Origin of the sequence: Variovorax paradoxus (genome assembly GCF_000834655.1) — a bacterium.
GTDB classification, from domain to species: Bacteria; Pseudomonadota; Gammaproteobacteria; order Burkholderiales; family Burkholderiaceae_C; genus Variovorax; species Variovorax paradoxus_F.
Genome location: NZ_JXQQ01000038.1, coordinates 45,749 through 67,662 on the forward strand (window position 1 = coordinate 45,749; position 21,914 = coordinate 67,662).

Consider the following 21,914-nt stretch of genomic DNA (forward strand, 5'->3'; position numbering starts at 1 on the left):
GTTCACCTCCAGAGAGATGAATTGTGAACCCCGGCGAAATTCAGACCGGGGCCGACGGGCTTGCTCGCTTACTTGCGCCGGTTACGCGCGGCTGGTGCCGAGGTTTGCGACGGTGCGGCGCCGCCATCCACACCCAAACGGCCGCCACCACCCAGGCCCTGGCCGCGCACCGTTTGCGCCTTGTAGTTGCGCAGCGAACGGACCATCTGGTTGAAGGCGTCCATGAAGGCCGCGGCGATCACCTTGCCCTGCGGCGTGCGCGTGTAGCCGCCGATGCCGCCCGCGCCGGAGTAGCCGCCCAGGCCCGCGAAGCCTGCGAAGTCGGTCTTGGAGGCGCTGCCTTCGGAGGCCGCCACCTGCACGCCCGAGCGGTTGTCGATGAGGGTCAGGAGCGCGCTGGCTTCCTTGGTTTGCAGGCTCGCGCCGATGCTTGCGATGGCACGGCCGCGGCCGCCTCCCACCAGGCCGCCCAGCGCGCCGCCGAGGCCGCCGGCGTCGTTGTTGCTGAACACGATCTCGGGCGACAGGCCGTAGTCGGAGGCAACCATCTGGCCGCGGCCGAAGTTGCTGCCGCCGCGCATTTCGCCCGACTGCATGAGGGCGCGCTCGCGCGTCATCGCGTTCATGCCGGCCGCGCCGCGCTCGACCACCACGAAACAGTTCGATTGCTGCACCAGAAGGCGCAACAGGTTGGCGGTGGGCGGCAGCTTGTATTCGCCGGTGAGCACGGTGTACCAGCCGGCGTTGACGTTCTCGATGAGCGAGACGGTGCCCAGCGGCGAATCGCAGCGCTCGAGCGCGCTGCTTTCGCCGGCGGTGGCCGAGCCGGCGGCGCTGCCGGTGGCCACGGTCTTGGCCGACTGGCTGCCCATTTGCATGTCGGTGGTTGCGCAGCCGGAGAGAACCAGCGCGCCGGCAAGCACGCTTGCGCTTGCGAAAGAAAGTTTGGAAGAAGCCATGTCCGGATCAACAGGTAAGGAATGAAGAGGCGCTCCCGCCGGGAAGCGCCACTCATCGGGTACCGAAGTGGACCGCGTGGCCTGTATGACCTCCCCCGATTCGTCGCGCCGCCAGCGACCGCGCGACGATACGACCTGGTGCATCGGCAAGCCAGTGCCGAAAGTCATGGTCCGCGCGCAGCGAAGCGGGCGGGATTATCACTCAGCGAGCGCCTGCGGACAGGGCCGCAAGGCCCCCGGGAACGCGCAGGGAGATGGCCTCGCGCTGGGTGCGGCGCCGGTACAGTCGGGCCTTCATCACGAGGAGTTTCCAGATGGCAACCACCAAGAAGAATGTCGTTGGCGAAGCGGCAGCCGAACTGACCCGCCAGCAGGTCGCGCAGGCCTTGGCCATCGCCGGTGCCTCGAAGTTCAGTGGCGCCTCCGATCCCGCCTTCGTCGGCTCCATCCTCGTGGCCCTGGCCGTCAACACCAGCGCCGTCAGCGCGACCATCGACAGCGCGAAGAGCCGCATTCCCGTCGTCCAGCACTGACCTGCATCGAACCAGACTCGCAGGGTCGTCAGGTGGTGTAGTCGCCGCTGGCCTCGGGCTGGAAAAGCACCGTGACCACGCGCGCGGCGTTCTCTTCGCCGCCCGGCGTGTGCCATCGCGCCGTTTCCCCGGCCTTCAGGCCGAGCAGCCCGATGCCCACGGGCGACAGCACCGAGACGAAGCCGTCGTTCGGCGCCGCATCGTCGGGGTAGCAGACGACCAGCTTCTGCCGTTGCCGCGTGGGCAGGTCTTCGATTTCCACCTGGGTGTACATCGTGACGATGTCCGCGGGCACCTCCCGTGAGGGAAGAACGTCCGCCATGTCCAGGAGATCGGCGAGCGCCGCAGGAGGGTGATTGCCCGTCAGTTTCTGAAGACGGACGAAGTCCAGTTCGGTGAGCGTGCGCTCTCCGTGAATCGTTGCAAGCATGAATGAAGCACTCCAATGAACGCGCGGGAGCGGTGCCCGGCGGTCTATGGTTTGCGCATCAAGGAAAGTAGCGGACCACCGGGCTCAGGAAAGTGCGCAGGTGCGTCGGAACACCGCCGAGATCGCCGCAACGATATCCGTGCGACGCGCGCCCGCTGCCGAAGGCAGGGCTGCGCATGCAGGGTGTGGGCGGAACGCGGGCGAGAGAACCATTCGCCCGAGTGTAGGGAGGTGAGAAGGCCGGTCAAGCAATGGCCTCACGGGCCTTGCCGATAAGCCGGATGCGCTTCGGTCGCGTATATGCACTGGCTGGCCGGCGGCTCTTCGTCGAGCCACTGGAGTTCGTCCGGTGAGTACGGGCGCGACCAGGTCATGCCGTCGAGGCGAACCCGCACCATCAACCCCCGCGCGGTGGTGACCGTTCCCGGTTGCCCCTGGAAATAGACACGCGCTCCCTTCTTCGCGGGAACGTTGAAGTGCGCACAAATGTCTTCGAAGCCCGAGCGCGGGGCCGTCTTGCGTTCTGTGTTGTTGCTACTTGCCATGCAAGTGCTACGCAGGCGCGGCGCATTCGGATTCAAAAAATCTTCGGGCGCAAGAAAGCGACCGGGGCGCGGCAGGAGAAGTGCCTAGTCCGCCGCGAAATAAGGTACGGGATCGACCGCGTTGCCGTTTCTTCGAAGCTCGAAGTGCAACTTGACGCGCTCGGCTTCGGTGCGGCCCATGTGGGCGATCACCTGGCCCTTCCTGACGGACTGCCCCTCCTTGACCAGCAGCTTGCTGTTGTGCGCATAGGCGGTCACGAAGACCGCGTCGTGCTTGATCATCACCAGCTGGCCGTAGCCGCGCGGGCCCACGGCCGAATAGACGACCTTGCCGTCGCGTGCGGCGATGACGGGATCGCCCTCCGATCCCGCGAAGTCGACGCCCTTGCTGTTGCCGCCGTTGAATCGCTGGATGACGGTGCCGCTGGATGGGCGAAGGAAGTTCCGCTCCGCCCTGGCCACGGGGGCAGATGGTGTCGCAGGCGCTGGTTCGCTGCCTCGCGAGCGGCGCTCGGGCGCGGGGCGGGCATCGCTGCGGGCGGCGGGCTTGCCACTTGCCGCTTTCTTCGGCGCGGGTGCGGGGGCTGGGGCCGGCTTGCTGGCGCAACCGATGAGCAGGATGCTCAATGCGCCGGAGGCAATAGCCAATGCCATCCGATGAGGGATGAGCGATCGGGTCGATCGGGTCGATCGGGCTGAAGGGAGGTCGGAAAATCGGGGTTCAGCTTGTGGCTTGAGATGCATGGGCAGCACTGTATGGGAAACCATCGTCCGTCTGGTGACGCACGGCCGAAGGGGCGTGCGGTTGTTCCTCAATTCCTGACGTGCAACTGCTCCGGGGAATGTGCGCGGCTGTGACCTGGGGACTCCTCCATGGCATCTCTCAGCTTGCGAAGAATGTTGGTCAGGGCCTGCGGGCTGGTGCCGACTTCGCGGGCCGCGACGCTGGGCCGCGTGCCACTGACAAGAACCATGTATGCGGCATCGCGAGAGGGCGTTTCTCGCAGCCTGGCGCGCTTGCACAGCGCGATGAACTCGCTTCGCGTCATCTCGTCATTCCTCGTCGGCTCCTTTCGATGGGTGGAGTTTGACGGGGAGTTTCGCGTCCAGGGATAGTCGCCTTCGGAAATCGCGGGTAGGAATTCTTCCCGTGCAGCGGCTTTTCGATCGGCCTAGGGCGCGCCGTCCAACAGGGGCCGGATGACCCGGGCGACGGCCTTGAGGTGCTCGAACTCGAGGTCGCTCAGCGGCTGCTCTTCCACATCGAAGTGGCAGAGCGATCCGAACAGGGCGCCGGTGCTGTCCATGATCGGTACGCCGTGATAGGCGACCATCACGCCCTGATAGGGGTGGCCGTCAAGCCGGTCGTCCTGTGCCGAGTTGCTGGTGAGGAACAGGCCGTCCCGCAGCACGTACTGGCAAAAGCTCGTGCCCAACGGGACCTCGGCCAGGAATTCAGGTGTGACTTCATGAGCCTTGTCGATGAGCTCGATGTTCCGCAGCAGATTGCCCTCGAGGCGGTACACCGCGGTGTACCTGTGCGGCACGCGACGGTTCAGTTGCTCCAGCCCGGCCGCCAGCCCCTCTTTCCGGGAGAACTCCACGAACACCTGGCCCGCATCGCCCGAAGCGGCCTGCGCCTGGGTCATGAGCAGTTGCAGGTAAAGGCGCTCGAGTTCGCGTTCCCAGGCCGTGCCTGCGTCGAGCAGCGCGAGGTCGGCTGCGCGCTGGTCCCCTGCAGGCGCCAGGGTCGCCAGCGTCGGGTATGGCCTGAGCGCGATTCCTGCGGCGCGCAGGGCCTGCTCTTTCTGGATGCGGGAGATGGCGGGCATGTCAGCTTTCGTTGCGCGCCGAGTCTATGCGGCAAAGGGCTCCGATTGAAAATGCCTCGCTGCCCTTCGGGCAACGAGGCATTCAGGAACCGCGAAGGGTTTGTGTATTTTCCAGATCAGGCCGCAACGGACGGGGCCCGCATCGGCACGAGGCCCAGGGGCGCGATGCGCGAAACGATCTCCGCGTGCATGAGCCCGAGGGACCGGGCCGGGGTGAAGCTGGCCTGCACGATCACGCCGGCTGCGCCGTGGGTCCGGTTGACCGTGGCCGTCGTGATTGCACCGGGGAACATGAGCACCTTCTGCACCTGGAGCTGCTGCTCTTCGTTGCAAAGAGGCAGGCTGAATTCGTATTGACTCGTGCTTTTCATTCAAGACCTCGATTCGATGGACGAGGGGCGAGTCTAGCGTCACCTCAGCAACGCTCGGTGGCGCCAAGGTGCTTGTGCTCGGCCTGGCGCCCCTTCGGGCCTTGCTCGTAGATCCAATGCCCGAGCTCGGCCACGCCTTCCTCGGTGATGCAGTTGACGATCGCCATCTGCGCGGGGGCGTACGACTCGGTCGCCTCGAGCGGGTAGATCTCGGCTTCGATCATTCCCGTTGCCTTCAGAACCGACACGAGCTTGATTTCCTCCGGCGTCTGAACGCGCAGCGGCAGCTGGAGGTGTTGGAGCCTCATCAAGAAATAGAGTGGCATGGTGATCCTTGGCTGTTTGTGAACCGCAGACTGGCCATGCGGACTTGCAAGCTCAACGCCAGGAACCCCTGAGCCGTTTCGCGCCGATGCGGATAAGGACTCGCTTTGTGAACCAGGTCACAGTTTTTGACCTGTGCCGGCGGGGGGCGCGGCGTTGCTCGCTCTCCGCTGGCGGCTTGCTGACTTCGCTGGCGCAGGCCTCCGTCCGACATGTGGCATGCCGGCGGAGGTGTTAACTAAAGCTCTCTTTATTGCAAAACGTGGAGCTGACGCATCGTCCGATCGGATCGGCGACCGCTGGCTCTTTTTTGTTCCCACGGATCTTCGATGACTCTCAAGAAACCAGACAACCTGGCGTGCCTGCGCCAAAAATTCTCAGTCCCTGCGCGCAGAGGCGGGGCGGTCGAAATTCGGGGACGCGGCGGCGTCATTACAGGGGTGGTGGGCGACTGCGTCAGGGTCAGGCTGATGGGGACGACGCGGGGCATTCCGTTTCATCCGCATGAACTCACGTATCTCAGCCCTTAGATTCAACTGAGTCAGAAGCCTCGGATCACTACGTCGCGCGACTGAACCTGCTTTGGAGGCCAAATCCATCGCTGCGAGATATGGACGATGCGCGCACGCGGGTGTGATCAGCGCGACGAGAACGATCGTGATCGATACGCACCACGTGCAATGAAGGCAGGCTTGGTGCTGGAATTTGAAAACTTCAGAACCCGCAACTCAAGACGCCCAATTGAAAATGCCCCGCTACCTTTTGAGTAGCGGGGCATCCAGTTGCCTTGCGGCTTATTGTGGCTCCTCGACCTGGGCTCGAACCAGGGACCTACGGATTAACAGTCCGGCGCTCTACCAACTGAGCTATCGAGGAACAAGCCTCAGATTATAGCGTGGTTTTTTTGGCCTTCTCAAGCCTCCCCAACTTTTGCGCAAAAAACTTTCGCTCGGATGTTTTCACAGCGCGACGCTCAGGCCCAGGCGCAGCGTGCGCGGCGCACCGGGGAACAGATAGACATGCCCGAACTGGTAAGGCGATTCCTTCCAGTAGCGGCGATCGAACAGGTTGTCGACGGCCAGCGTCCAGCTCGTGTCCACGCCACGCAGCTTCGTGTCGTAGCGCAGCACCGCATCGACGCGCGTCCATGAGGGCAGCGTGATCGAGCCGTCGGCGAGCACGTTGCGCCGTCCTTCGTGCGACAGCTGGCCCGCCACTTCCAGACCCGGCACCGACGGCACGCGATACGCCGCCTGCGCACGCAGCACCTGCTTGGGCACGTTGGTCGGCCACTGTCCATTGATCGCGGGTTCGACGGTGCTGCCGCGGCGCTTGGCGTCCATCAGCGTCATGCTGCCGCCGATGCGCCAGGGGCCTTCGGTCCACTGCGCGCCGGCTTCGAGGCCGCGGTGCACGGCGCGGCCGTCGTACTTCGCTTCGCACGGCGCGATGCCAAGGCGATTGCATGCGTCGAGATTCGTCATCGGACGCTGGATGTCGAACCACGCGAGCTGCCAGTTGAAGGCGTCGTTGCCGCCCTTGATGCCCAGCTCCCACTGGCGCGACTTCAGCGCGGGCAGGGCCTGCCCGGCGTTGCTGTATTGATCGCTCCGGTTCGGCACGACCTGCGACTCCACGCCCTTGCCCCAGCTCGCATAGGCGAGGAGCCCGGGCTGGATGGCGAAGCTGGCGGCAATCCACGGCGTGGTCACGCCTTGCTTGTAGCCCGTCGGGTTCGAGCCGTCGTTGCCGATGCTGCTGCGGTCCAGCTGCGTGTGGCGCGCGCCGAGCCACGTGATGAAGCGATCGTTCCAGCGGATGGCGTCCTGCACCGAGAGCTCGGTCGAGCGCTCGTCGCGGTTGGTCTGCGGCGCGGTGGCGTCGGGGCTCGGCGGCACCATGGCCGTGGCCCAGATGTTGCCCGTGCCCGCGTAGTTGTAGGCCTGGTTCTGGAAGCGATTGCGCATGCGGCTTTGAAGGAGGCCGAAGCCCAGCTCGTGGCGCACGCTGCCGGTCATCACGTTGCCCTTCAGGTTCAGGCTGCCCGCGGTCTGCGTGCGCCGCTCGTCCTCGCTGCGGAAGTCGTAGACGTCGAACGTGCCGTCCGAGCAATAGCGGTCGTAGTTGCCCTCGGCGCCGCAGCCGAAGGCATAGGCCAGCCGGTCGTCGCTCCTGAGGCGCTGCTGGCCGATCTGCGCGCTCCAGCGCCAGTCGGCGTTCAGCGCCTGGCTGAAGCGCACCGTGCCCGTCAACGCCTTGAACACCGAAGGCTGCGACCACGGCTGGTTGTTCAGGTTGATGCGCGGATCGACCGGCGCAGGCAGCACGCTCCCGAGCAGGCTGTAGCCGTTCTGGCTCGGCTGCGTCTTGCGGCTTTGCTCGACCTCGAACTCCAGCACCGAGTCGCGCGTGATGCGCCAGTCGGCAGCCAGCGAGAACATGTTGCGGTTGCCGTCCAGGTTGTGCACGAGCGGCTTCAGGTTCTCGCTCGCCACGTTAAGCCGGTAGCCGAACTGGCGGTTCTCGCCGAAGCGCCCGCCCAGGTCGAGCGCGCCGAGCACGCTGCCGCGGCTCGTGGTCTCGATGCGCACCGTGCGAAGGTCCTGCTCGGTCGGGCGCTTCACGACGTAGTTGACGAGCCCGCCCGGCGCGCTGGTGCCCGCCTGGATGCCGCTGGTGCCGCGCAGGATTTCCACGCGCTCCTTGTTGTCCAGCGGGATCGAGGTCTCGGCGCTGATCGGCAGGCCCTCGCGCCGGTAGTTGAAGCGGTTGTCCAGCACGAAGCCGCGCACCGTGAGGTAGTCCCAGTAGCCGGCGGAGTTGTAGGCGTCGGTGACCGATGCGTCGAACTGCGTGAGGTCGGCGAGCCGGCGCGCGCCGCTGGCGCTCAGCTGCTTGCTGTCGATCACGGTGGCCGAGAGCGGCAGCTCGCGCAGCGGCACGTCGCCGAAGCCGCTGACGTCGGCCTGCGGCACGGCCGGGCCCTGGTTGACGACAACCGCAGGCAGCTCAGCCTGCTGCGCGTGCGCGCTGCAGCTGGCTGCAAAAAGCACGACCGCGATGGCACGCGAGACAGGGGAGGAGGGAAAGCGTCGTTGATTCATCGATGTCTTCAGTTGCCGGTCGCGGCACCCATGGCCGTCATCCATTGGGCGGCGGTGGCCTCGGGGTCGGTGGCTGTCACCAGCGCGCGCACCACCGCGACGGAGCCCACGCCGGTGGCGAGCACCTCGGGCAGCCGCACCGCGTCGATGCCGCCAATGCCCACTTGCGGATAGCCGCGCAAGAGGCGTGCATAGGCCGCGAGCCGGGCCACGCCTTGCGGCGCCGTCGCCATCTTCTTGAGGGTGGTCGGGTAGACCGCGCCCATCGCGATGTAGCTCGGGCTCACTGCATCGGCGCGCACCATCTCTGCGTAGCCGTGCGTGCTGACGCCCAGGCGCAGGCCCGAGGCGCGCAGTTGCTGCAGTTCATCGGGCGACAGTGCATCGAGATCTTCCTGGCCGAGGTGGATGCCATAGGCGCCCGCGGCGATGGCGACCTGCCAGTGGTCGTTGATGAAGAGCAGGGCGCCCGTGCCCTGCACGGCCTCGACGGCCGCCTGCACTTCGCGCTCGATGGACGCGGCATCGTCGGACTTGAAGCGCAGCTGCACCGTCGGCACGCCGGCACGCGCCATGCGGCCGACCCATGCCGCATCGGGCAGCACTGCGTAGAGGCCGAGCCGCTCGGGGCAGGGCAGGAAAGCGTCGTCGCGCGCTGCGGGCGGGAACGAGCGCATGCCGAAATCGGCGGGCGCGTCAGGCCACCGGTCGGCGTCGAAATGGCCGATGCATTCGGTCTGCGCATGCCAGGCGAGCGCGAGGCATTCGGCGTCGACCTCGATGAAGCCGAGCGCCGTGCAGGCCTGCTTGGCACCGCGATAGACAGCGTCGTCCGAAGAGAAAGCGGTGGCGCCCACGGCCGATGCGGTGATGGCGCCAAAGCGCAACCCGTGCGCCGCGACGATGGCGTGGGCGATGGAACGGGCGTCGTTCATCTGGCTCATGCTGTTCATGCGGTGTGGTGCCAGAAGGGCGTGCCGAGCACCGGCGTGCTGGGCTGCGCGGAGTCCTGCGCGGCCATTGCGCCGGCGCGCCACGCGGTGCGGCCGGCCTGCACCGCATCGGCAAAGGCGCCGGCCATCGCAACGGGGTCCTGCGCGAGCGCGACGGCGGTGTTGAGCAGCACGCCGTCGTAGCCCCACTCCATCACCTGGCAGGCGTGCGACGGCAATCCGAGTCCCGCATCGACCAGCATCGGCACCTTGAGCCGCTCGCGCAGCACCTGCAGCGCATACGGATTGACCGGCCCGCGGCCGCTGCCGATGGGCGCGGCCCACGGCATCACGGCCTGGCAGCCCACGTCCACCAGCCGCTGGCACACCACGAGGTCCTCGGTGCAATAGGGCAGCACCTTGAAGCCGTCGCGGATCAGCTGCGACGCGGCATCGACGAGGTTCAGCGTGTCGGGCTGCAGCGTGTAGTCGTCGCCGATGAGTTCGAGCTTGATCCAGGGCGTGTCGAACAACTCGCGCGCCATCTGCGCAGTGGCGATCACCTCCTGCACGCTGTGACAGCCGGCGGTGTTGGGCAGCACGGGCACGTCGAGCTTGCGCAGCAGTGCCCAGAAGCCATTGCTCGTGTCGTTGCCGCCCGAGCCCTGGTTGGCTGTCTGGCGGCGCAGCGATGCGGTGAGCATTGCGGGCCTGGCGCGCTGGACGGCCGCCTCGAGCAGGTCGGGCGAGGGGTAGCGCGCGGTGCCCAGCAGCAGGCGGCTCTGGAAGGTTTCTCCGTAGAGAACCAGCGGGTCGTTCGGGGTGGTCATGGGTGTCGTCTCCAATCTTTTTTCTCAGCCGCCCGTCACGGGGCGGATCACTTCGATGCGATCGTCGGGCTGCAGCGTGCGCGCGGCGTAGGCCGAGCGCGGCACGAACTCGCGGTTCACCGCTACGGCGAACGGCGGCACGGCCTCCAGTGCGGCCAGTGCGTCGGTGAGCGAGGCGCCGTCGGGCAGCGTGTAGGGCTTGTCGTTGATCAGGATGTTCATCGTCATGCGTCGTCGGATGTCGGGGGGGCCATGCCGAAGCCCTGTGCGAGTGCGGAGTGGCCGTGCACGAGCAGTTCCATCGCCGCGTCGAGCAGCGCCGGCGCGATCATGAAACCGTGCCGGTAGAGGCCGTTGATCTGCAGCACGCGCGGCCGCGGCTGGCGGATGGCGGGCAGGTTGTCGGGGAGCGTGGGGCGGCACTGCGTGGCGATCTCCACGATGCGCGCCTCGGCAAAACCGCTGTGCACGGCGTAGGCCGCGCTCAGCAGTTCGAGCGTGGAGCGCACGCTCGCGGGCGACATGTCGTCCGACTCGATCTCGGTCGCGCCGATCACGAACAGGTGGTCGGGCTTGGGCGCGATGTAGAGCGGATAGCGCGGATGCACGAGCCGCGTGGGCCGCTGCAGCGTCACCTCGGGCGCATGCACGCGGATCACTTCGCCGCGCACGCCGCGCAAGGCGCGCCATTGCGGGCGCGCGCCCAGGCCGCGGCAGTCGATCACCCAGTCGGGCTGGCCGGGCGTGCCGGGCGCGAAGTCTTCCGGCACGTGCGGCGATTGCCAGTGCAGCGCGACGTTGGCATCTGCCTCGAGCGTTGCGAGCAAAGAGGCGAGCAGCGCGCGGTTGTCGAGCTGGCCCTCGCCCGGAAGGAAGAGCCCCCTGGCGAAGCGCTGGCCGAGCGACGGCTCCAGCGCAGCGATGCCTGCGCCGTCGAGCGTCTGCATCGGTGGCAACGCAGGCACCTGCGCGCCGGTGTGGGCGAGCACGCGTTCGAGCCGCGCGGCCTCGGTGGCGTCCTGACGGTGCCACAGCACCAGCGTGCCTTCGCGCTGGAAGAACACGGGTTGCGCCAGCGGCGCGAGCAGGTCGGGCCAGCGCGACAGCGCGTGGTGCCCCATGCGCACGACCGACACCGGCGCCACCGCAGATTCGGCCAACGGCGCGAGCATCGCCGCCGCAACGCGCGCTGCCGCGCCTTCGGCTTCGGGGCTGCCGGCTTCGTACAGCGCGACCTTGCAGCCGGCTTGTGCGAGCGTGACCGCCATCAGGCGTCCCATGAGGCCCGCGCCGATGATCGCGGCCGATTGAAACGGAACGCTCATGGCTTTGCTCCTTCCCCTTCTGGGGGAAGGCGGGGATGGGGGCGGGCAGAGCGACCCATGGATGCGCTGCGTGCCCCCACCCCAACCCTCTCCTGGAAGAGGAGGGAGAAAGAAGGAGCCGGTCGCCGATAATTTTCGGCATGACCCAAGCACCTTCCCCCGCGCCGCAAGCGCCCACGCGCTACGCACGCGTGCTTTCGATTGCAGGCTCCGACAGCGGCGGCGGTGCCGGCATCCAGGCCGACCTCAAGACCTTCGCGGCCCTCGGCTGCTACGGCATGACGGCCATCACCGCGCTCACCGCGCAGAACACGCGCGGCGTCTCGGGGATCCATGGCGTGCCGCCGGCATTTCTCAAGGCGCAGATCCAGGCGGTGGTGGAAGACATTGGCGTCGATGCCGTCAAGCTCGGCATGCTGCACGCGCCCGAGGTGGTCGAGGTCGTGGCGTGGGCCATCGACCATTACCGGCTGCCGAACGTGGTGCTCGACCCGGTGATGGTCGCCACCAGCGGCGATCGACTGATCGCCTCCGAGACCGTGCAGGTGCTGGTGCGCGAACTCTTCCCGCGCGCCGTGGTGGTCACGCCCAATCTCGACGAGGCGGCCTTGCTGATCGGCCACGCCATCGACGGCATCGATGCGCTCGATGGCGCGGCCGACGAATTGCTGGCGCTGGGCGCGAAGGCCGTGCTGCTCAAGGGCGGCCATCTGCCGGGCAACGAAGTGGTCGACGTGCTGCTGCAGGCGGGCGGCCTGCGCAAGCGCCTGGCTTCGCAGCGCATCGCGAGCCGCAATTTGCATGGCACGGGCTGCACGCTGTCGTCTGCCATTGCCGCGCATCTGGCACTGGGATCGAAGCTGCCCGAGGCCGTCGAGCGCGCACGCGCCTACATCCTCGGCGCGATGGCAGCCGGTGCGGGCGTGCAGATCGGTACGGGCCACGGTCCGCTCAACCACGGCTTTGCGCCAGTGCCGATGCATCGCCTGCAGGCGACGGCCGGCTGATCCACGCGAGCACGAAAGTCGCGGCCAGCGTCGGCAGCGCCGAGCCGAACTGCGGCGCCCACTTGGCGAGCACGTGGTACGCGGCGATGCCTGCGATCCAGATCAATGCCGCGGCCCAGTCGATCTGGCGCGTGCCGGCCGGCAACGCCGCCTGGCCGCTGCCGAGCCGCCCGAGGATCACGCCGTAGAGCGGCACGAACACCGAACTGAGCAGCAGCAGGAAGGGTTCGAGCGTGTGCATCGGCAGCACCAGCGCGAGCGCGATGCACAGCGCAGCCAGCAAGAGGCCCCACCGCTTGACGCTCCAGCGCGGCAAGAGGCTGTGCGTGGAGACCGAGCCCGAATAGACATCGCCGTACGCGTTGTCCAGCTCGTCGATGAGGATCAGCCCCAGCGCTACCAGCCCGCCCTGCGCGAGCAGCAGCGCGGTGACGAGGCCCGTGCCCGGCTCGGCCACGCTCACCACCATCACGCCGAGCGCATAGCACCAGATGTTGGCGAGCGCATAGCCGATCCACGTGCCGCTGAAGGCGCTGCCCAGCCCACCTGCGCTGCGCTTGCCGTGGCGCGCATAGTCGGCCACCAGCGGCAGCCACGACACCGGCATCGCGATCACCAGGTCGAGCGCGCCGAACAGCCCCAAGCTGCCGTCGCCGGGGCGCGCCCAGAAGGCGTCCAGGCCCTTGGCCTGCAGCCGCGTCGCGAACTGCCAGGTCAGCCAGAGGAGGGAAATCACCACCAGCGGCAATCCGAAGCGGCTCACGAAGCGCCGCACCAGCTTGACCATCGAGCCCGCGAGCAGCGCCAGCAGCACCGCGCCCCAGAGCAATGTGGTGAGAACGCCGCCCCAGAAGGTACCGAGCGATGCGCCGAAGGCAACCTGGCCGATGGCCTGCGTGCCTTCCCGCATGATCACGAGTTCGAAGGTGGTCCAGCCCACCAGCTGCACGATGTTGAGCAGCACCGGCAACCGCGCGAAGGCGCTGCCGTAGGTGGCGTGCATGAGGCCCGCGCTCGCAAGGCCCGTTTCGCAGCCCAGCCGCGCGGTCCAGGCCAGGAGGCCGGCGCCGATGACGGACCCCAGCGCAATGGCCAGCGCCGCATCGCGCGTGCCCACGGCCGGCACGAGGTACGCGCCGACCTGCATCACCAGCAGGCCGACGCCCAGGCTGAACCAGAGCGAGACGTGATCGGTCCAGCCGAACACGCGGCGGGAGGCGGGCAAGGGCGTCAGCGCCTCGTTGCCGGAAGAGGATTCGTCTTTGCTGTCGTGTGCCATCCGTTTGCTCCAGTGCAAAAGGTTTGGCAGGTGGGCGAGGCTCCAGCGGCGCGGCCGTCACGCGAGACAACGCGACGGGCCGCCGGACCAGCTTCCCTGCGCGAGGATTACCTCAGTCAGGTTCAAAGGGACTTTCTCAGCCGGCCTGCGCAAACAGGCCAGCACCCCTAGCGAGCGGCCATTTTATGCGCTGCTTCGCCAGCGCAGGGAAAAGTGTCAGGCGTGCGACGGAAATCCGAAGTTCAGCGCCAGCGCCGGGAGCGACATCGCCGACGACGTCGTGAGCCCCAGGGTCAAGCTGGCATGCCCGTGCCGGCCTTCGGGGCAGAGCAGACCTTCGACGACAACATGGCGATCGTGATGCGCAAGGCGGCAACGAACGTGCGCGTGGAGGTCGTCCCGGGCGCAGGGCATTGGCTGATGAAGGAGAGCCCGGCCGCTACGGCCGGGCCGGCCGATCGATTCCTCGCGGCCCCGCAGTAGCCGCGGGGCTCGCGCGCCGCGGTCAGGCCGTGGCGCCGACGTCGAGCGTTGCCGCGGATGAAACGGCCGCCGGTTGCACTGCGGCTTGGACGGCCTCCCGCTGCTCGACCGCGCCACGCACCTCGATCGCGGCGCAGCGCCCATACGTGTCGTCGAAGCGCACGATGTCGTCTTCGCCCAGGTACCCGCCGGTCTGCACCTCGATCACCTCCAGCATCGTCTTGCCGGGGTTCTCCAGCCGGTGGATGGTGCCCGAGGGCAGGTAGATCGACTCGTTCTCCCGCACCAGCAGCACTTCGCCGCCGCGCGTGGCCTTGGCGGTGCCCTTGACCACGATCCAGTGCTCGGCGCGGTGGTGGTGCATCTGCAGCGACAGCTTGCCGCCGGGCTTGACCGTGAGGTGCTTCACCTGGAAGCGCTCGCCGGTGTCCACGCTGTCGTAGGCACCCCAGGGCCGCACGACGCGCCGGTGTTCGGTGGCCACGGCCTGGCCCTCGGTGGCCAGCATGCGCACGACCTCGGCCACCTGCTCGGCGCAGTCCGCGCCGGCCACCAGCACCGCGTCGGGCGTGTCCACGATGATCAGGTCCTCGGTGCCCAGCGCCACCACCGGCCGGTGCGGCGCATGCACGAAGGTATTGCGCGAACGCAGGACGCTCGCCATGCCGCTCAGGCGGTTGCCCGACTCGTCGGCCGGGTGCAGCTGGGCCACCGCGTTCCAGCTGCCCACATCGCTCCACGCGCCCTCGAAGCGCACGACCGCCACGTCGGCGTGCTTTTCGAGCACCGCGTAGTCGATGCTGTCGCTGCGGCAGCCTTCGAAGGCCTCGCGACCCAGGCGCACGAAACTGCCATCGACCGAATGCGCCGCGGTCGCGCGCTCGCACGCGGCCAGGATGTCGGGCGCGTGCGTGCGCAGCGCTTCGATCAGCGTGCGGGCCTGCACGAGGAAGATGCCCGCGTTCCAGCAATAGCCGCCCTGCAGGATCAGCGATTCGGCCACTGCCGCCGTCGGCTTCTCCACGAAGCGCGCGACCACGTGGCTCGCGCCATGGCCCGTGGGCCCGGCCGCCTCGATGTACCCGTAGGCCGTGCTCGGAAAGCTGGGCGCCACGCCGAAGGTGACGATGCGCCCGGCCAGCGCGGCCTCGACGCCGCTGCGCACCGTGGCCGCGAACAGCACGGCGTCGGGAATGTGGTGGTCGGCCGGTGCGAACAGCAGCAGGTCGTCGGGGTCGGCGAGCAGGGCGGCCGCGGCCATCGCGGCGGCGGTGTTGCGCGGCGTCGGCTCGAGGATCTGCCGGCCCTGGGCCTGCGCGTTGTCCACCGCTTCGCGCACCAGGAAGCGATGGTCTTCCGATGCCACGCAGGTGATGGTCCGGTTCAGGCTCGACAGGCGTTCGAGCGTGAGCTGCAGCAGGCTCTTGTTGCCGATGAGCGGCGCGAATTGCTTGGGCAGCGCCTTGCGCGACAGCGGCCACAGCCGCGTGCCGCTGCCGCCGCACAGGAGCACGGGATGAATGATGGGAGCGTTCATGGGGACCAACCTTTGTGGAGTGGATGGAAGCGGGCTTACCGGCGTGAAGACGCCATGACGGCCCCGGATGCGATCGCCGGGCTCGCAAGGGCCGGGCGACTCGCGTGGACCGCACGGCCTCCGAGCGGCAGGATCACGCCCACTCGCAAGCCGCACGGCGACAAATTCGAAATGCCGATGCCCGCGCCGATGGCTTCTGCGCGCGAGCGCATGGTGCGAAGGCCCCGGCCGGGAGAGCGCGGCGATGCCGGCCCGGCGTCGCCGCCGGCCGACGAATGCGGGAGCCCGCGGCCGTCGTCGCTCACCTCCAGCGTCAGCAGCTCGTTGCCGCGGCGGTGCGCGATCCGCACGCGCACCCGCACGTGGCGGGCACCCGAGTGGCGCAGCGCATTGGCCAGCGCCTCCTGCGCGATCTTGCAGAGCTCGCGGTGAATCCGCGCGTCGTCGGGGGCCTCGGTCTCCAGGTCCGACACGTCCCACTGGAACTCGATGCCGCTGCGCCGGAAGGCCGGCTCGAAACGGTGGCGCAGGTTGCCGAGCATTTCGCCCAGCGACATCTGCTCGGCGATCAGACCATCCACCGTCACCTGCAGCTCGAGCAGGCACTCCTGCAGGCCGCGCGCGATCTCCGCGTTCAGGGGGCTGTCGACCGGAATGCTGGCCAGCAGCATCATCAGGCGCGAGGCGACGCCGTCGTGCAGGTCGTCGGCGATCCGCTGGCGCTCGGCGAGCATGGCCGACAGGCTGGTGTCACGGGCTTCGGATGGCATGAAAGGGTCTCCCCCGGTCGTTGGCGGGCGGGAAGTCCGCCGCTCAGATGAGGCCGCTGTGAACGGCCAGGTTCACGGCCTGCGCACGCGAATGCACGTGCAGCTTCTTGTAGATGCTCTTGATGTGCACGTTCACCGTCTGCCCCGTGATGCCGAGCCTGGAGCCGATCTCGGCCGAGACGTAGCCGCACGCCACGAAACGCAGGATCTCGCTCTCGCGCGGCGTGAGCGTCGCATCGCGCGAAGGCGCACGCGCCATGGGCAAGGCGTCGCCGAACGGTTCATCCTGATGAGTGTGATGGTGATTGGTCTGGTTCATGCGGTGCAGCAGGCGCCGCGCGAGCCGGGGCGTGATGGCGGCGCCGCCGTTCACCACGTGCAGCACCGCTTCGGCAAAGCTCTGCAGCCACGCGTTCTTCAGCAGATAACCAGTGGCACCCAGCTCGAAGGCGCGCAGCACGTGCGAGTCGTCCTCGAGCGCCGAGATCACGATGATCTCGCCGTTGCTGTGGTGGTTGCGCGCCTCGTCGATCAGCTCGAAGCCCATGCCGTCGCTCAGGCGCAGGTCGACCATCAGCACGTCGAACTCGTGCGTGGCCAGCAGCTTGCGTCCTTCGCGGATGCTGTCGGCCTGGCCTTCCAGCTGGATGCGCAGGTCCGACAGCAACTCCTGCGCGATCACCCGCCGCACGAACTCGTCGTCGTCGATGAGCAGCACGCGCACCGGCGCTGTCTCCTGCCCCGTGAGGAAATCCGGCCAGGGCATCGCCGCAGGCGTGCACACGCCGGCGGCGTACCCCGCGCGACGCTCGGCGATCGTGGCCGAAGGCCGCTCGCCGGAAAAGTGAAGCGTGTTGTCAAGCATTTGGATGCCCTCGGTTTTCGTGAATTCGGGTGGATGACGTTTCTAGCAACAAAAAGATAACAAATGTCTTAAGTTTGTAAAAGATAGCGCTTTGGTTCATTAGGCATTTGGCGTACTTCCATTGGCTGTAGGACAGGGTGGGAGGCGGCGGTGTCGGTTTGTCCCTTGCGGCTGTCACTCGGCAGTGATGGCCGGCGCTGGCGGCGCAGGCGGCACCAGCTCGGGCTCGGGTTCGTCGAAGCCGCGCGGGTTGGCGAGCTGCCAGCGCCAGCAGTCCGTGCACATCTGGTCCAGGCTGCGGCGGGCGCGCCACCCCAGCCGGTCGCGGGCATGCCGTACGTCGGCCCAGTAGGCCGGGGCGTCGCCGGCCCGGCGCGGCCCGATGTGCACCGGAATGGCCCGGCCGCACGCCCGCTCGAAGGCCGAGATCACCTCCAGCACCGAGGCGCCGCGGCCGGTGCCGAGGTTGACCGTCAGGAGGCCCCGGTGGTTCGTGGCGTGCCGCAGGGCCGCCACATGGCCCTCGGCCACGTCCATCACGTGCACGTAGTCGCGCACGCCGGTGCCGTCGGGCGTCTCGTAGTCGTCGCCGTGCACGACGACGTGCGTGCGCTCTCCCACCGCCACCTGCGAGACGTACGGCAGCAGGTTGTCGGGCGGCCCGTGCGGGTGCTCGCCCAGGAGGCCGCTCTCGTGCGCCCCGATCGGGTTGAAGAAGCGCAGGCATGCGATGCCCCAGCGCTTGTCGGCCCGGGCGAGGTCCGCGAGCATGCGCTCGACCATCACCTTGGTCCGCCCGTAGGGGTTGACGGCCGCATAAGGCGCGCTTTCGCGGATCGGCGAGCGCTGCAGGTCGCCGTAGACCGTGGCCGACGACGAGAAGATCAGCGTGCGCACCCCCGCGCGCTCCATGGCGCGCACCAGCGCGAGGCTGCCCGCCACGTTGACGTCGTAGTAGCCGATCGGATCGCTCACCGAATGGCCCACCGCCTTGAGCCCCGCCAGGTGCAGCACCGCGTCGACCCCGTGCTCGGCGAACGCGCGGTCCAGCGCCACCGCGTCGCGCACGTCGCCGCGCACGAGCGTGGGCTCCACGCCGGTGATGCGCGCCACGCGCAGCAGCGAGCGCGGGTCGCTGTTGACCAGCGTGTCGAGCACCACCGGCCGGTAGCCGGCCGCGATCAACGCCACGCAGGCGTGGCTTCCGATGAAGCCCGCGCCACCCGTCACCAGGATCTTTGGAACGGTCATGCGTTGGACTCGATGGTGGGCGTGGAGGGTGCCGTCTCCGCGCCTGCGACGCAGCGAAACAGCTCTTGTTCGAAGCGCGAAAGAATCGCGTTCTGGTCCAGTTCGGCCTGCGCGAACGCCCGGCCCGCCGCGCCGAGCGCCTCGCGCACCGTCGGCGAGAGCGCCAGCTGCTCGATGGCGTCGGCCAGCACTTCCGCATCGCCGGGCGGAACCACCAGGCCCCGGTTCGTCATCACGCGGCTGAGCTCGGTGCCGGGGTTGGCGGTCACGATCACGGCCTTGCCGCTCGCGAGCATGCCGGCCAGCTTGGAGGGCATGACAAGGTCCTCGGCGTCGGCGCGCTGCGGCAGCACATGGATATCGGCCATGCCCAGCAGCTCGTTGAGCCGCGCGGCGGGCTGCAGGTCGAGAAAGTGCACGTTGCGAAGGCGCATGCAGGCCGACATCAGCGCCTCGCGGCTGGGGCCGTTGCCGCAGATCACGAAATGGATGTCCCGCGCATAGACCAGCAGCTGCGCCGCCTCGGCCAGCAGTTCGATGCCCTGCTTGCTGCCCAGGCTGCCCGAATAGAGCACCACCAGCGCATCGGCCGGAATGCCCAGCTCGGCCCTGAAGCCTGTGTCGGCGTCGGCGTCGGCGTCGGCGTCGGCGGTCCGTGGCGCCGCATCCGCTGCAGGCCGGATCGCCGACACGTCCACCCAGTTCGGGAACAGCACGAGCCGGGCTTCGGCAACGCCCTTGGCCCGGGCCTTGTCGAGCATCGCGCCCGAGATGGTCGAGACGCGGTTGAACTTGCCGAGCAGCCACCGCTCGGCCGCGAACGCGAAGCGCCGCACGCCCGCGCCGCGCATCCAGCCCAGGCCGAAGGCGGCATCGACTTCGTAGTCCTGGATGTGCAGCCACGACTTGATGCCCAGCATCTTCGAGAACAGCAGCGCCGCAGGCGCGCAGAAAAGCGGCGGTTCCACGACGAACACCGCGTCGGGCTTCCAGCGCGCCTGCCCCAGCAGCAGCGGCATGCTCGAGAGCATGAACGAGAAGAGGTGCGCCATCCGCGCCAGCGTGCGCGGCTTCGCCGGCACCCAGGTGGGCGCGCGCCAGACCGTGACGCCGTTGGCCTCGCTCTTGCGGTAGGCCCAGGCCGAGTACCCGTCGAACACGGCCCACTGCGGAAAGTAGGGCGGCGCCGCGATCACGCGCACCTCGTGGCCCCGGGCGGCGAGCCACTCGGCCATCTCGCCCGAGTACTTGCCGATGCCCGCGAGCTCGGGCGTGAAGTTCATCGAATACACAAGGATTTTCACGGGGACCCTCTCAGTGGACCGGGCGCAGCAGGCGAACCAGCGGAAAGAAACCGAACATCGAGCGCATGCGCAGCTCGTACAGCAGGAAGTCGGAGAAAAAAGCGACGAAGAACACGTAGTGCGGCCGGTCGGGAAACAGCACGATCACCACGCCGTAGGAGGCCATCCGCAGCGCCACCTCCAGCAGCGCCCAGCGCCCGAGGGTGCCGATCGGCGCATTCAGCGAGAGCAGCATCTCGTGGTGGACCATGTAAGTGCGCAGCAGGAAGTACGGCGCGATGCACACGAAGATTTCCAGCGCCTCGCTGCCCACCTTCAGCAGCGGCGCGGCCACCGCCAGCAGGCACCCCAGCGCCGCGAAGAGCACGCAACCCAGCAGGAACGCATGGCGCGCGAGCTGCAGCTTCGCGGCCGTGAAGTTGCCGGCGTTGGTGTTCAGCATCGCGGGGGTCTTGGTGACGAGAAAGGCCTGCACGAACTGCGAGGGCGCCTCCGCGAGCAGGAAGGCCAGCTTGAACGCGCCCACGTAGCTGAGCGGCATGAAGAGCGCCACGACCAGCAGGTCCGACTTGCGCAGCAGGAAGGTCAGCAGCGAATACACCGTGGCATGGCCTTGCGAGGCGAGATCGAGCGCGGGCTTTCCCGCGGGCGGCGCCGGGCCGTTGGCCGGCATGCCGATGGCCGCGCGCACCATCACGAAGGCCAGCAGGTTGATGGCCAGGAGATGCACGACGCCGATCTCGAGCCCCAGGGAAGCCAGCGCCGCCACGCCCAGCACCAGCAGCGTGGACCGCAGACCCGACTCCAGGTTGAGCAGGCCCGAGAAACCCAGGCCCCGGCTGTACGACAGCCGCAGGCTGTTGAAGGCGAACACCGCCAGCGTCGCCACGATCAGCGCGAGCGGCATGCCGATCACCGGCAGTCGCTGCGCGCCCACGATGGCGGCCGCGAGCAGTGCGGCGAGCGGAAGCCCGATCGCCAGCGTGCGCGCGAGGTCGCCGCGGGTCACGCCGGGCGGCACGCTCGCGGCATTGCGAGAGAACAGCAGCGAGCTGCCCAGGGTGCCCACCACCAGCGCCACTTCGAGCACCGACTGGTAGATCGAGTACTCGCCGAAGCGCGCGGGCGCAACCGCGGCGGCCATGAGAAAGATCGCCAGAAATCCCGACAGGTACACATAGAGCCGCGACGCAAGCGCACCCAGGCCGAAGCGCTGCGCGAGGCGCGCGCCGGGCAGGGCGAACGAGGGTCCGGCGGGCAGCTTCATGGCGCTTTCCGGTCTGCGGGCGACTTGGCTGCGAGCGCATCGACCAGCGGCTGCGCGTCCATGTGGCTGCGCACCTTCGAGGCCAGCCGGAACACGGTGTTCTTCGCGCGGCGCGCCATCTGCAGCGCCCAGGTCAGCGCAGCGACGGTGCGCATCCGGCCATGGAGCGCATGCGCCATCGCCATCTTTGCCGCGCCCTGGAAGTGCAGCGCGAGCACGCGCACCGCATCGCCCTCCGAGGTGCGCAGGCAGGGCTGGCCGTCGATGAGCTCCAGCCGCTTGGCGCCGCCGCGAACGCGGAACTCGCGCACGAGATGGTTGGTGCCGCCGTTCACGTTGTGGTCGATCACCTGGCCGTCCTGCACCCGGTTGATCGGCGCGGCATTGCCCGAGGCCTCTGCCCAGAGATACAGCAGCGTCATGTCGGACACGCCGCCGCGCACGCCGCGCGCGGCGAAGCGGTCGGCAACGTCGCGCAGCCTTTGAATGCCGGCAGGCGTGCTGTAGGTCTCGATCACGTAGGCGACGAAATCCCGCAGGCCCTGCGCCGTCCAGTAGCTCACGTGCGGCGAGATCTGGCAGGGGTTCCAGCCCGCGGCGGGGCGAATGAAGGAGCCCGAGAAGCCCGCGTCCCCCACGAGCTGCGCGATGTGCGCGCCGGCGCCGCGAAACAGGAGCACGTCGCTGTCGATCAGCACGAACTGGCGGCACTCGGGGTTTGCCGCCAGGTAGTCGGCCAGAAGGAAATAGCGCCGAAAGCAGATCTTCTCGAACGCCGGCGTGTTGCTCGAGAGGTGCACGTAGACCTCGCAAAAGCGCCGGTACGCGTAGCCGGCCTCGGTGGCGGCCAGCACGACCAGTTGCTCCCCGGCCCGCGCCGCGGACTTGCGGCACAGCTGCAGTGTCTTGTTCTGGCGGTCTTCCACCACGATGAAGTCGAGGGCTTGGGTCATGTTCGGTCGTTGG

At 68.1% G+C, this 21,914-nt stretch carries 23 protein-coding genes, 1 tRNA gene and 1 riboswitch; of the genes, 3 read left to right on the forward strand and 21 right to left on the reverse strand.

The annotated features are described in order from the left end of the window. Positions 1-68: 68 nt before the first annotated feature. Positions 69-959 carry a CsgG/HfaB family protein gene (locus tag RT97_RS17065; RefSeq protein ID WP_042579989.1) on the reverse strand — a complete coding sequence of 297 codons (891 nt, stop codon included), beginning with the start codon at positions 957-959 and terminating at the stop codon, positions 69-71. A gap of 314 nt (positions 960-1,273) precedes the next feature. Here RT97_RS17065 and RT97_RS17070 point away from each other — a divergent pair, with 314 nt between their 5' ends. After that, the gene (locus tag RT97_RS17070; protein WP_042579990.1) at positions 1,274-1,492 is read left to right on the forward strand and encodes a hypothetical protein; all 219 of its coding nucleotides are present in this window, start codon (positions 1,274-1,276) and stop codon (positions 1,490-1,492) included. A gap of 28 nt (positions 1,493-1,520) precedes the next feature. Here RT97_RS17070 and RT97_RS17075 read toward each other — a convergent pair whose 3' ends face one another. From RT97_RS17075 to RT97_RS17135, 12 genes are all read right to left on the reverse strand, one after another. Continuing rightward, positions 1,521-1,922, reverse strand: a complete 402-nt coding sequence (locus RT97_RS17075; protein WP_042579991.1) for a GreA/GreB family elongation factor — start codon at positions 1,920-1,922, stop codon at positions 1,521-1,523. A gap of 257 nt (positions 1,923-2,179) precedes the next feature. Continuing rightward, the gene (locus RT97_RS33620) at positions 2,180-2,467 is read right to left on the reverse strand and encodes a hypothetical protein (RefSeq protein ID WP_042579992.1); all 288 of its coding nucleotides are present in this window, start codon (positions 2,465-2,467) and stop codon (positions 2,180-2,182) included. An 84-nt stretch (positions 2,468-2,551) separates the two neighbouring features. Next, positions 2,552-2,929, reverse strand: coding sequence for a murein hydrolase activator EnvC family protein (locus tag RT97_RS33840; RefSeq protein ID WP_052810682.1), 378 nt, complete (start codon positions 2,927-2,929; stop codon positions 2,552-2,554). Between the two features lie 710 nt (positions 2,930-3,639). Continuing rightward, positions 3,640-4,299 (reverse strand): hypothetical protein, encoded by a 660-nt coding sequence (locus RT97_RS32140; protein ID WP_052810683.1) that lies wholly within the window; start codon positions 4,297-4,299, stop codon positions 3,640-3,642. A 116-nt stretch (positions 4,300-4,415) separates the two neighbouring features. Continuing rightward, positions 4,416-4,670: a hypothetical protein gene (locus tag RT97_RS17100; RefSeq protein ID WP_042579993.1), complete on the reverse strand. Its 255-nt coding sequence runs from the start codon at positions 4,668-4,670 to the stop codon at positions 4,416-4,418. 44 nt (positions 4,671-4,714) lie between these two features. Beyond that, entirely contained in the window at positions 4,715-4,996 is a 282-nt protein-coding gene (locus RT97_RS17105; protein WP_216595178.1) for a hypothetical protein, read from the reverse strand. 798 nt (positions 4,997-5,794) lie between these two features. Then, positions 5,795-5,870: transfer RNA gene (locus RT97_RS17110), tRNA-Asn, on the reverse strand. Positions 5,871-5,953: 83 nt separating this feature from the next. Next, positions 5,954-8,098, reverse strand: a complete 2,145-nt coding sequence (locus RT97_RS17115; protein WP_042579994.1) for a TonB-dependent siderophore receptor — start codon at positions 8,096-8,098, stop codon at positions 5,954-5,956. Positions 8,099-8,106: 8 nt separating this feature from the next. Beyond that, complete coding sequence (gene thiE, locus RT97_RS17120) at positions 8,107-9,042, reverse strand: thiamine phosphate synthase (RefSeq protein ID WP_042580016.1); 936 nt, start codon at positions 9,040-9,042, stop codon at positions 8,107-8,109. 5 nt (positions 9,043-9,047) lie between these two features. Next, entirely contained in the window at positions 9,048-9,860 is an 813-nt protein-coding gene (locus RT97_RS17125; RefSeq protein WP_042579995.1) for a thiazole synthase, read from the reverse strand. A gap of 24 nt (positions 9,861-9,884) precedes the next feature. Next, complete coding sequence (gene thiS / locus RT97_RS17130) at positions 9,885-10,088, reverse strand: sulfur carrier protein ThiS (protein WP_042579996.1); 204 nt, start codon at positions 10,086-10,088, stop codon at positions 9,885-9,887. After that, positions 10,085-11,185: an FAD-dependent oxidoreductase gene (locus RT97_RS17135; RefSeq protein ID WP_042579997.1), complete on the reverse strand. Its 1,101-nt coding sequence runs from the start codon at positions 11,183-11,185 to the stop codon at positions 10,085-10,087. Before RT97_RS17135 ends, thiS begins: the two co-directional genes overlap by 4 nt. A gap of 140 nt (positions 11,186-11,325) precedes the next feature. Between RT97_RS17135 and thiD the strand changes: the two genes are divergently transcribed. Next, positions 11,326-12,192 carry a bifunctional hydroxymethylpyrimidine kinase/phosphomethylpyrimidine kinase gene (gene thiD, locus RT97_RS17140; protein ID WP_042579998.1) on the forward strand — a complete coding sequence of 289 codons (867 nt, stop codon included), beginning with the start codon at positions 11,326-11,328 and terminating at the stop codon, positions 12,190-12,192. Here the strand turns inward: thiD and RT97_RS17145 are convergent. Then, on the reverse strand, positions 12,137-13,471 hold the full coding sequence (locus RT97_RS17145) for a purine-cytosine permease family protein (protein WP_042579999.1): 1,335 nt from the start codon (positions 13,469-13,471) through the stop codon (positions 12,137-12,139). The genes thiD and RT97_RS17145 overlap by 56 nt on opposite strands. A 76-nt stretch (positions 13,472-13,547) precedes the next feature. Next, positions 13,548-13,650: riboswitch (TPP riboswitch) on the reverse strand. Positions 13,651-13,774: 124 nt separating this feature from the next. On the opposite strand from RT97_RS17145, the gene RT97_RS17150 reads away from it, so the two are divergent. Then, positions 13,775-13,954, forward strand: a complete 180-nt coding sequence (locus RT97_RS17150; RefSeq protein WP_042580000.1) for an alpha/beta fold hydrolase — start codon at positions 13,775-13,777, stop codon at positions 13,952-13,954. Between the two features lie 22 nt (positions 13,955-13,976). Here RT97_RS17150 and RT97_RS17155 read toward each other — a convergent pair whose 3' ends face one another. The 7 genes from RT97_RS17155 to RT97_RS17185 all read right to left on the reverse strand — a co-directional run bounded on the left by RT97_RS17155 (position 13,977) and on the right by RT97_RS17185 (position 21,901). Next, on the reverse strand, positions 13,977-15,491 hold the full coding sequence (locus RT97_RS17155) for a mannose-1-phosphate guanylyltransferase/mannose-6-phosphate isomerase (protein WP_042580001.1): 1,515 nt from the start codon (positions 15,489-15,491) through the stop codon (positions 13,977-13,979). Between the two features lie 35 nt (positions 15,492-15,526). Continuing rightward, entirely contained in the window at positions 15,527-16,261 is a 735-nt protein-coding gene (locus RT97_RS17160) for a sensor histidine kinase (protein ID WP_052810684.1), read from the reverse strand. Positions 16,262-16,304: 43 nt separating this feature from the next. Then, a complete protein-coding gene (locus tag RT97_RS17165) occupies positions 16,305-17,027 on the reverse strand; it encodes a response regulator (RefSeq protein WP_172672217.1) in 723 nt (240 codons plus the stop codon). Positions 17,028-17,300: 273 nt separating this feature from the next. Next, a complete protein-coding gene (gene galE, locus RT97_RS17170; RefSeq protein WP_042580002.1) occupies positions 17,301-18,377 on the reverse strand; it encodes a UDP-glucose 4-epimerase GalE in 1,077 nt (358 codons plus the stop codon). After that, positions 18,374-19,681, reverse strand: coding sequence for a glycosyltransferase WbuB (locus RT97_RS17175; protein WP_042580003.1), 1,308 nt, complete (start codon positions 19,679-19,681; stop codon positions 18,374-18,376). Before RT97_RS17175 ends, galE begins: the two co-directional genes overlap by 4 nt. A 10-nt stretch (positions 19,682-19,691) precedes the next feature. Further along, the gene (locus RT97_RS17180; protein WP_042580004.1) at positions 19,692-20,948 is read right to left on the reverse strand and encodes a polysaccharide biosynthesis protein; all 1,257 of its coding nucleotides are present in this window, start codon (positions 20,946-20,948) and stop codon (positions 19,692-19,694) included. Next, positions 20,945-21,901 carry a hypothetical protein gene (locus tag RT97_RS17185; protein ID WP_042580005.1) on the reverse strand — a complete coding sequence of 319 codons (957 nt, stop codon included), beginning with the start codon at positions 21,899-21,901 and terminating at the stop codon, positions 20,945-20,947. The genes RT97_RS17180 and RT97_RS17185 overlap by 4 nt, the downstream gene beginning before the upstream one ends. Positions 21,902-21,914 lie beyond the last annotated feature (13 nt).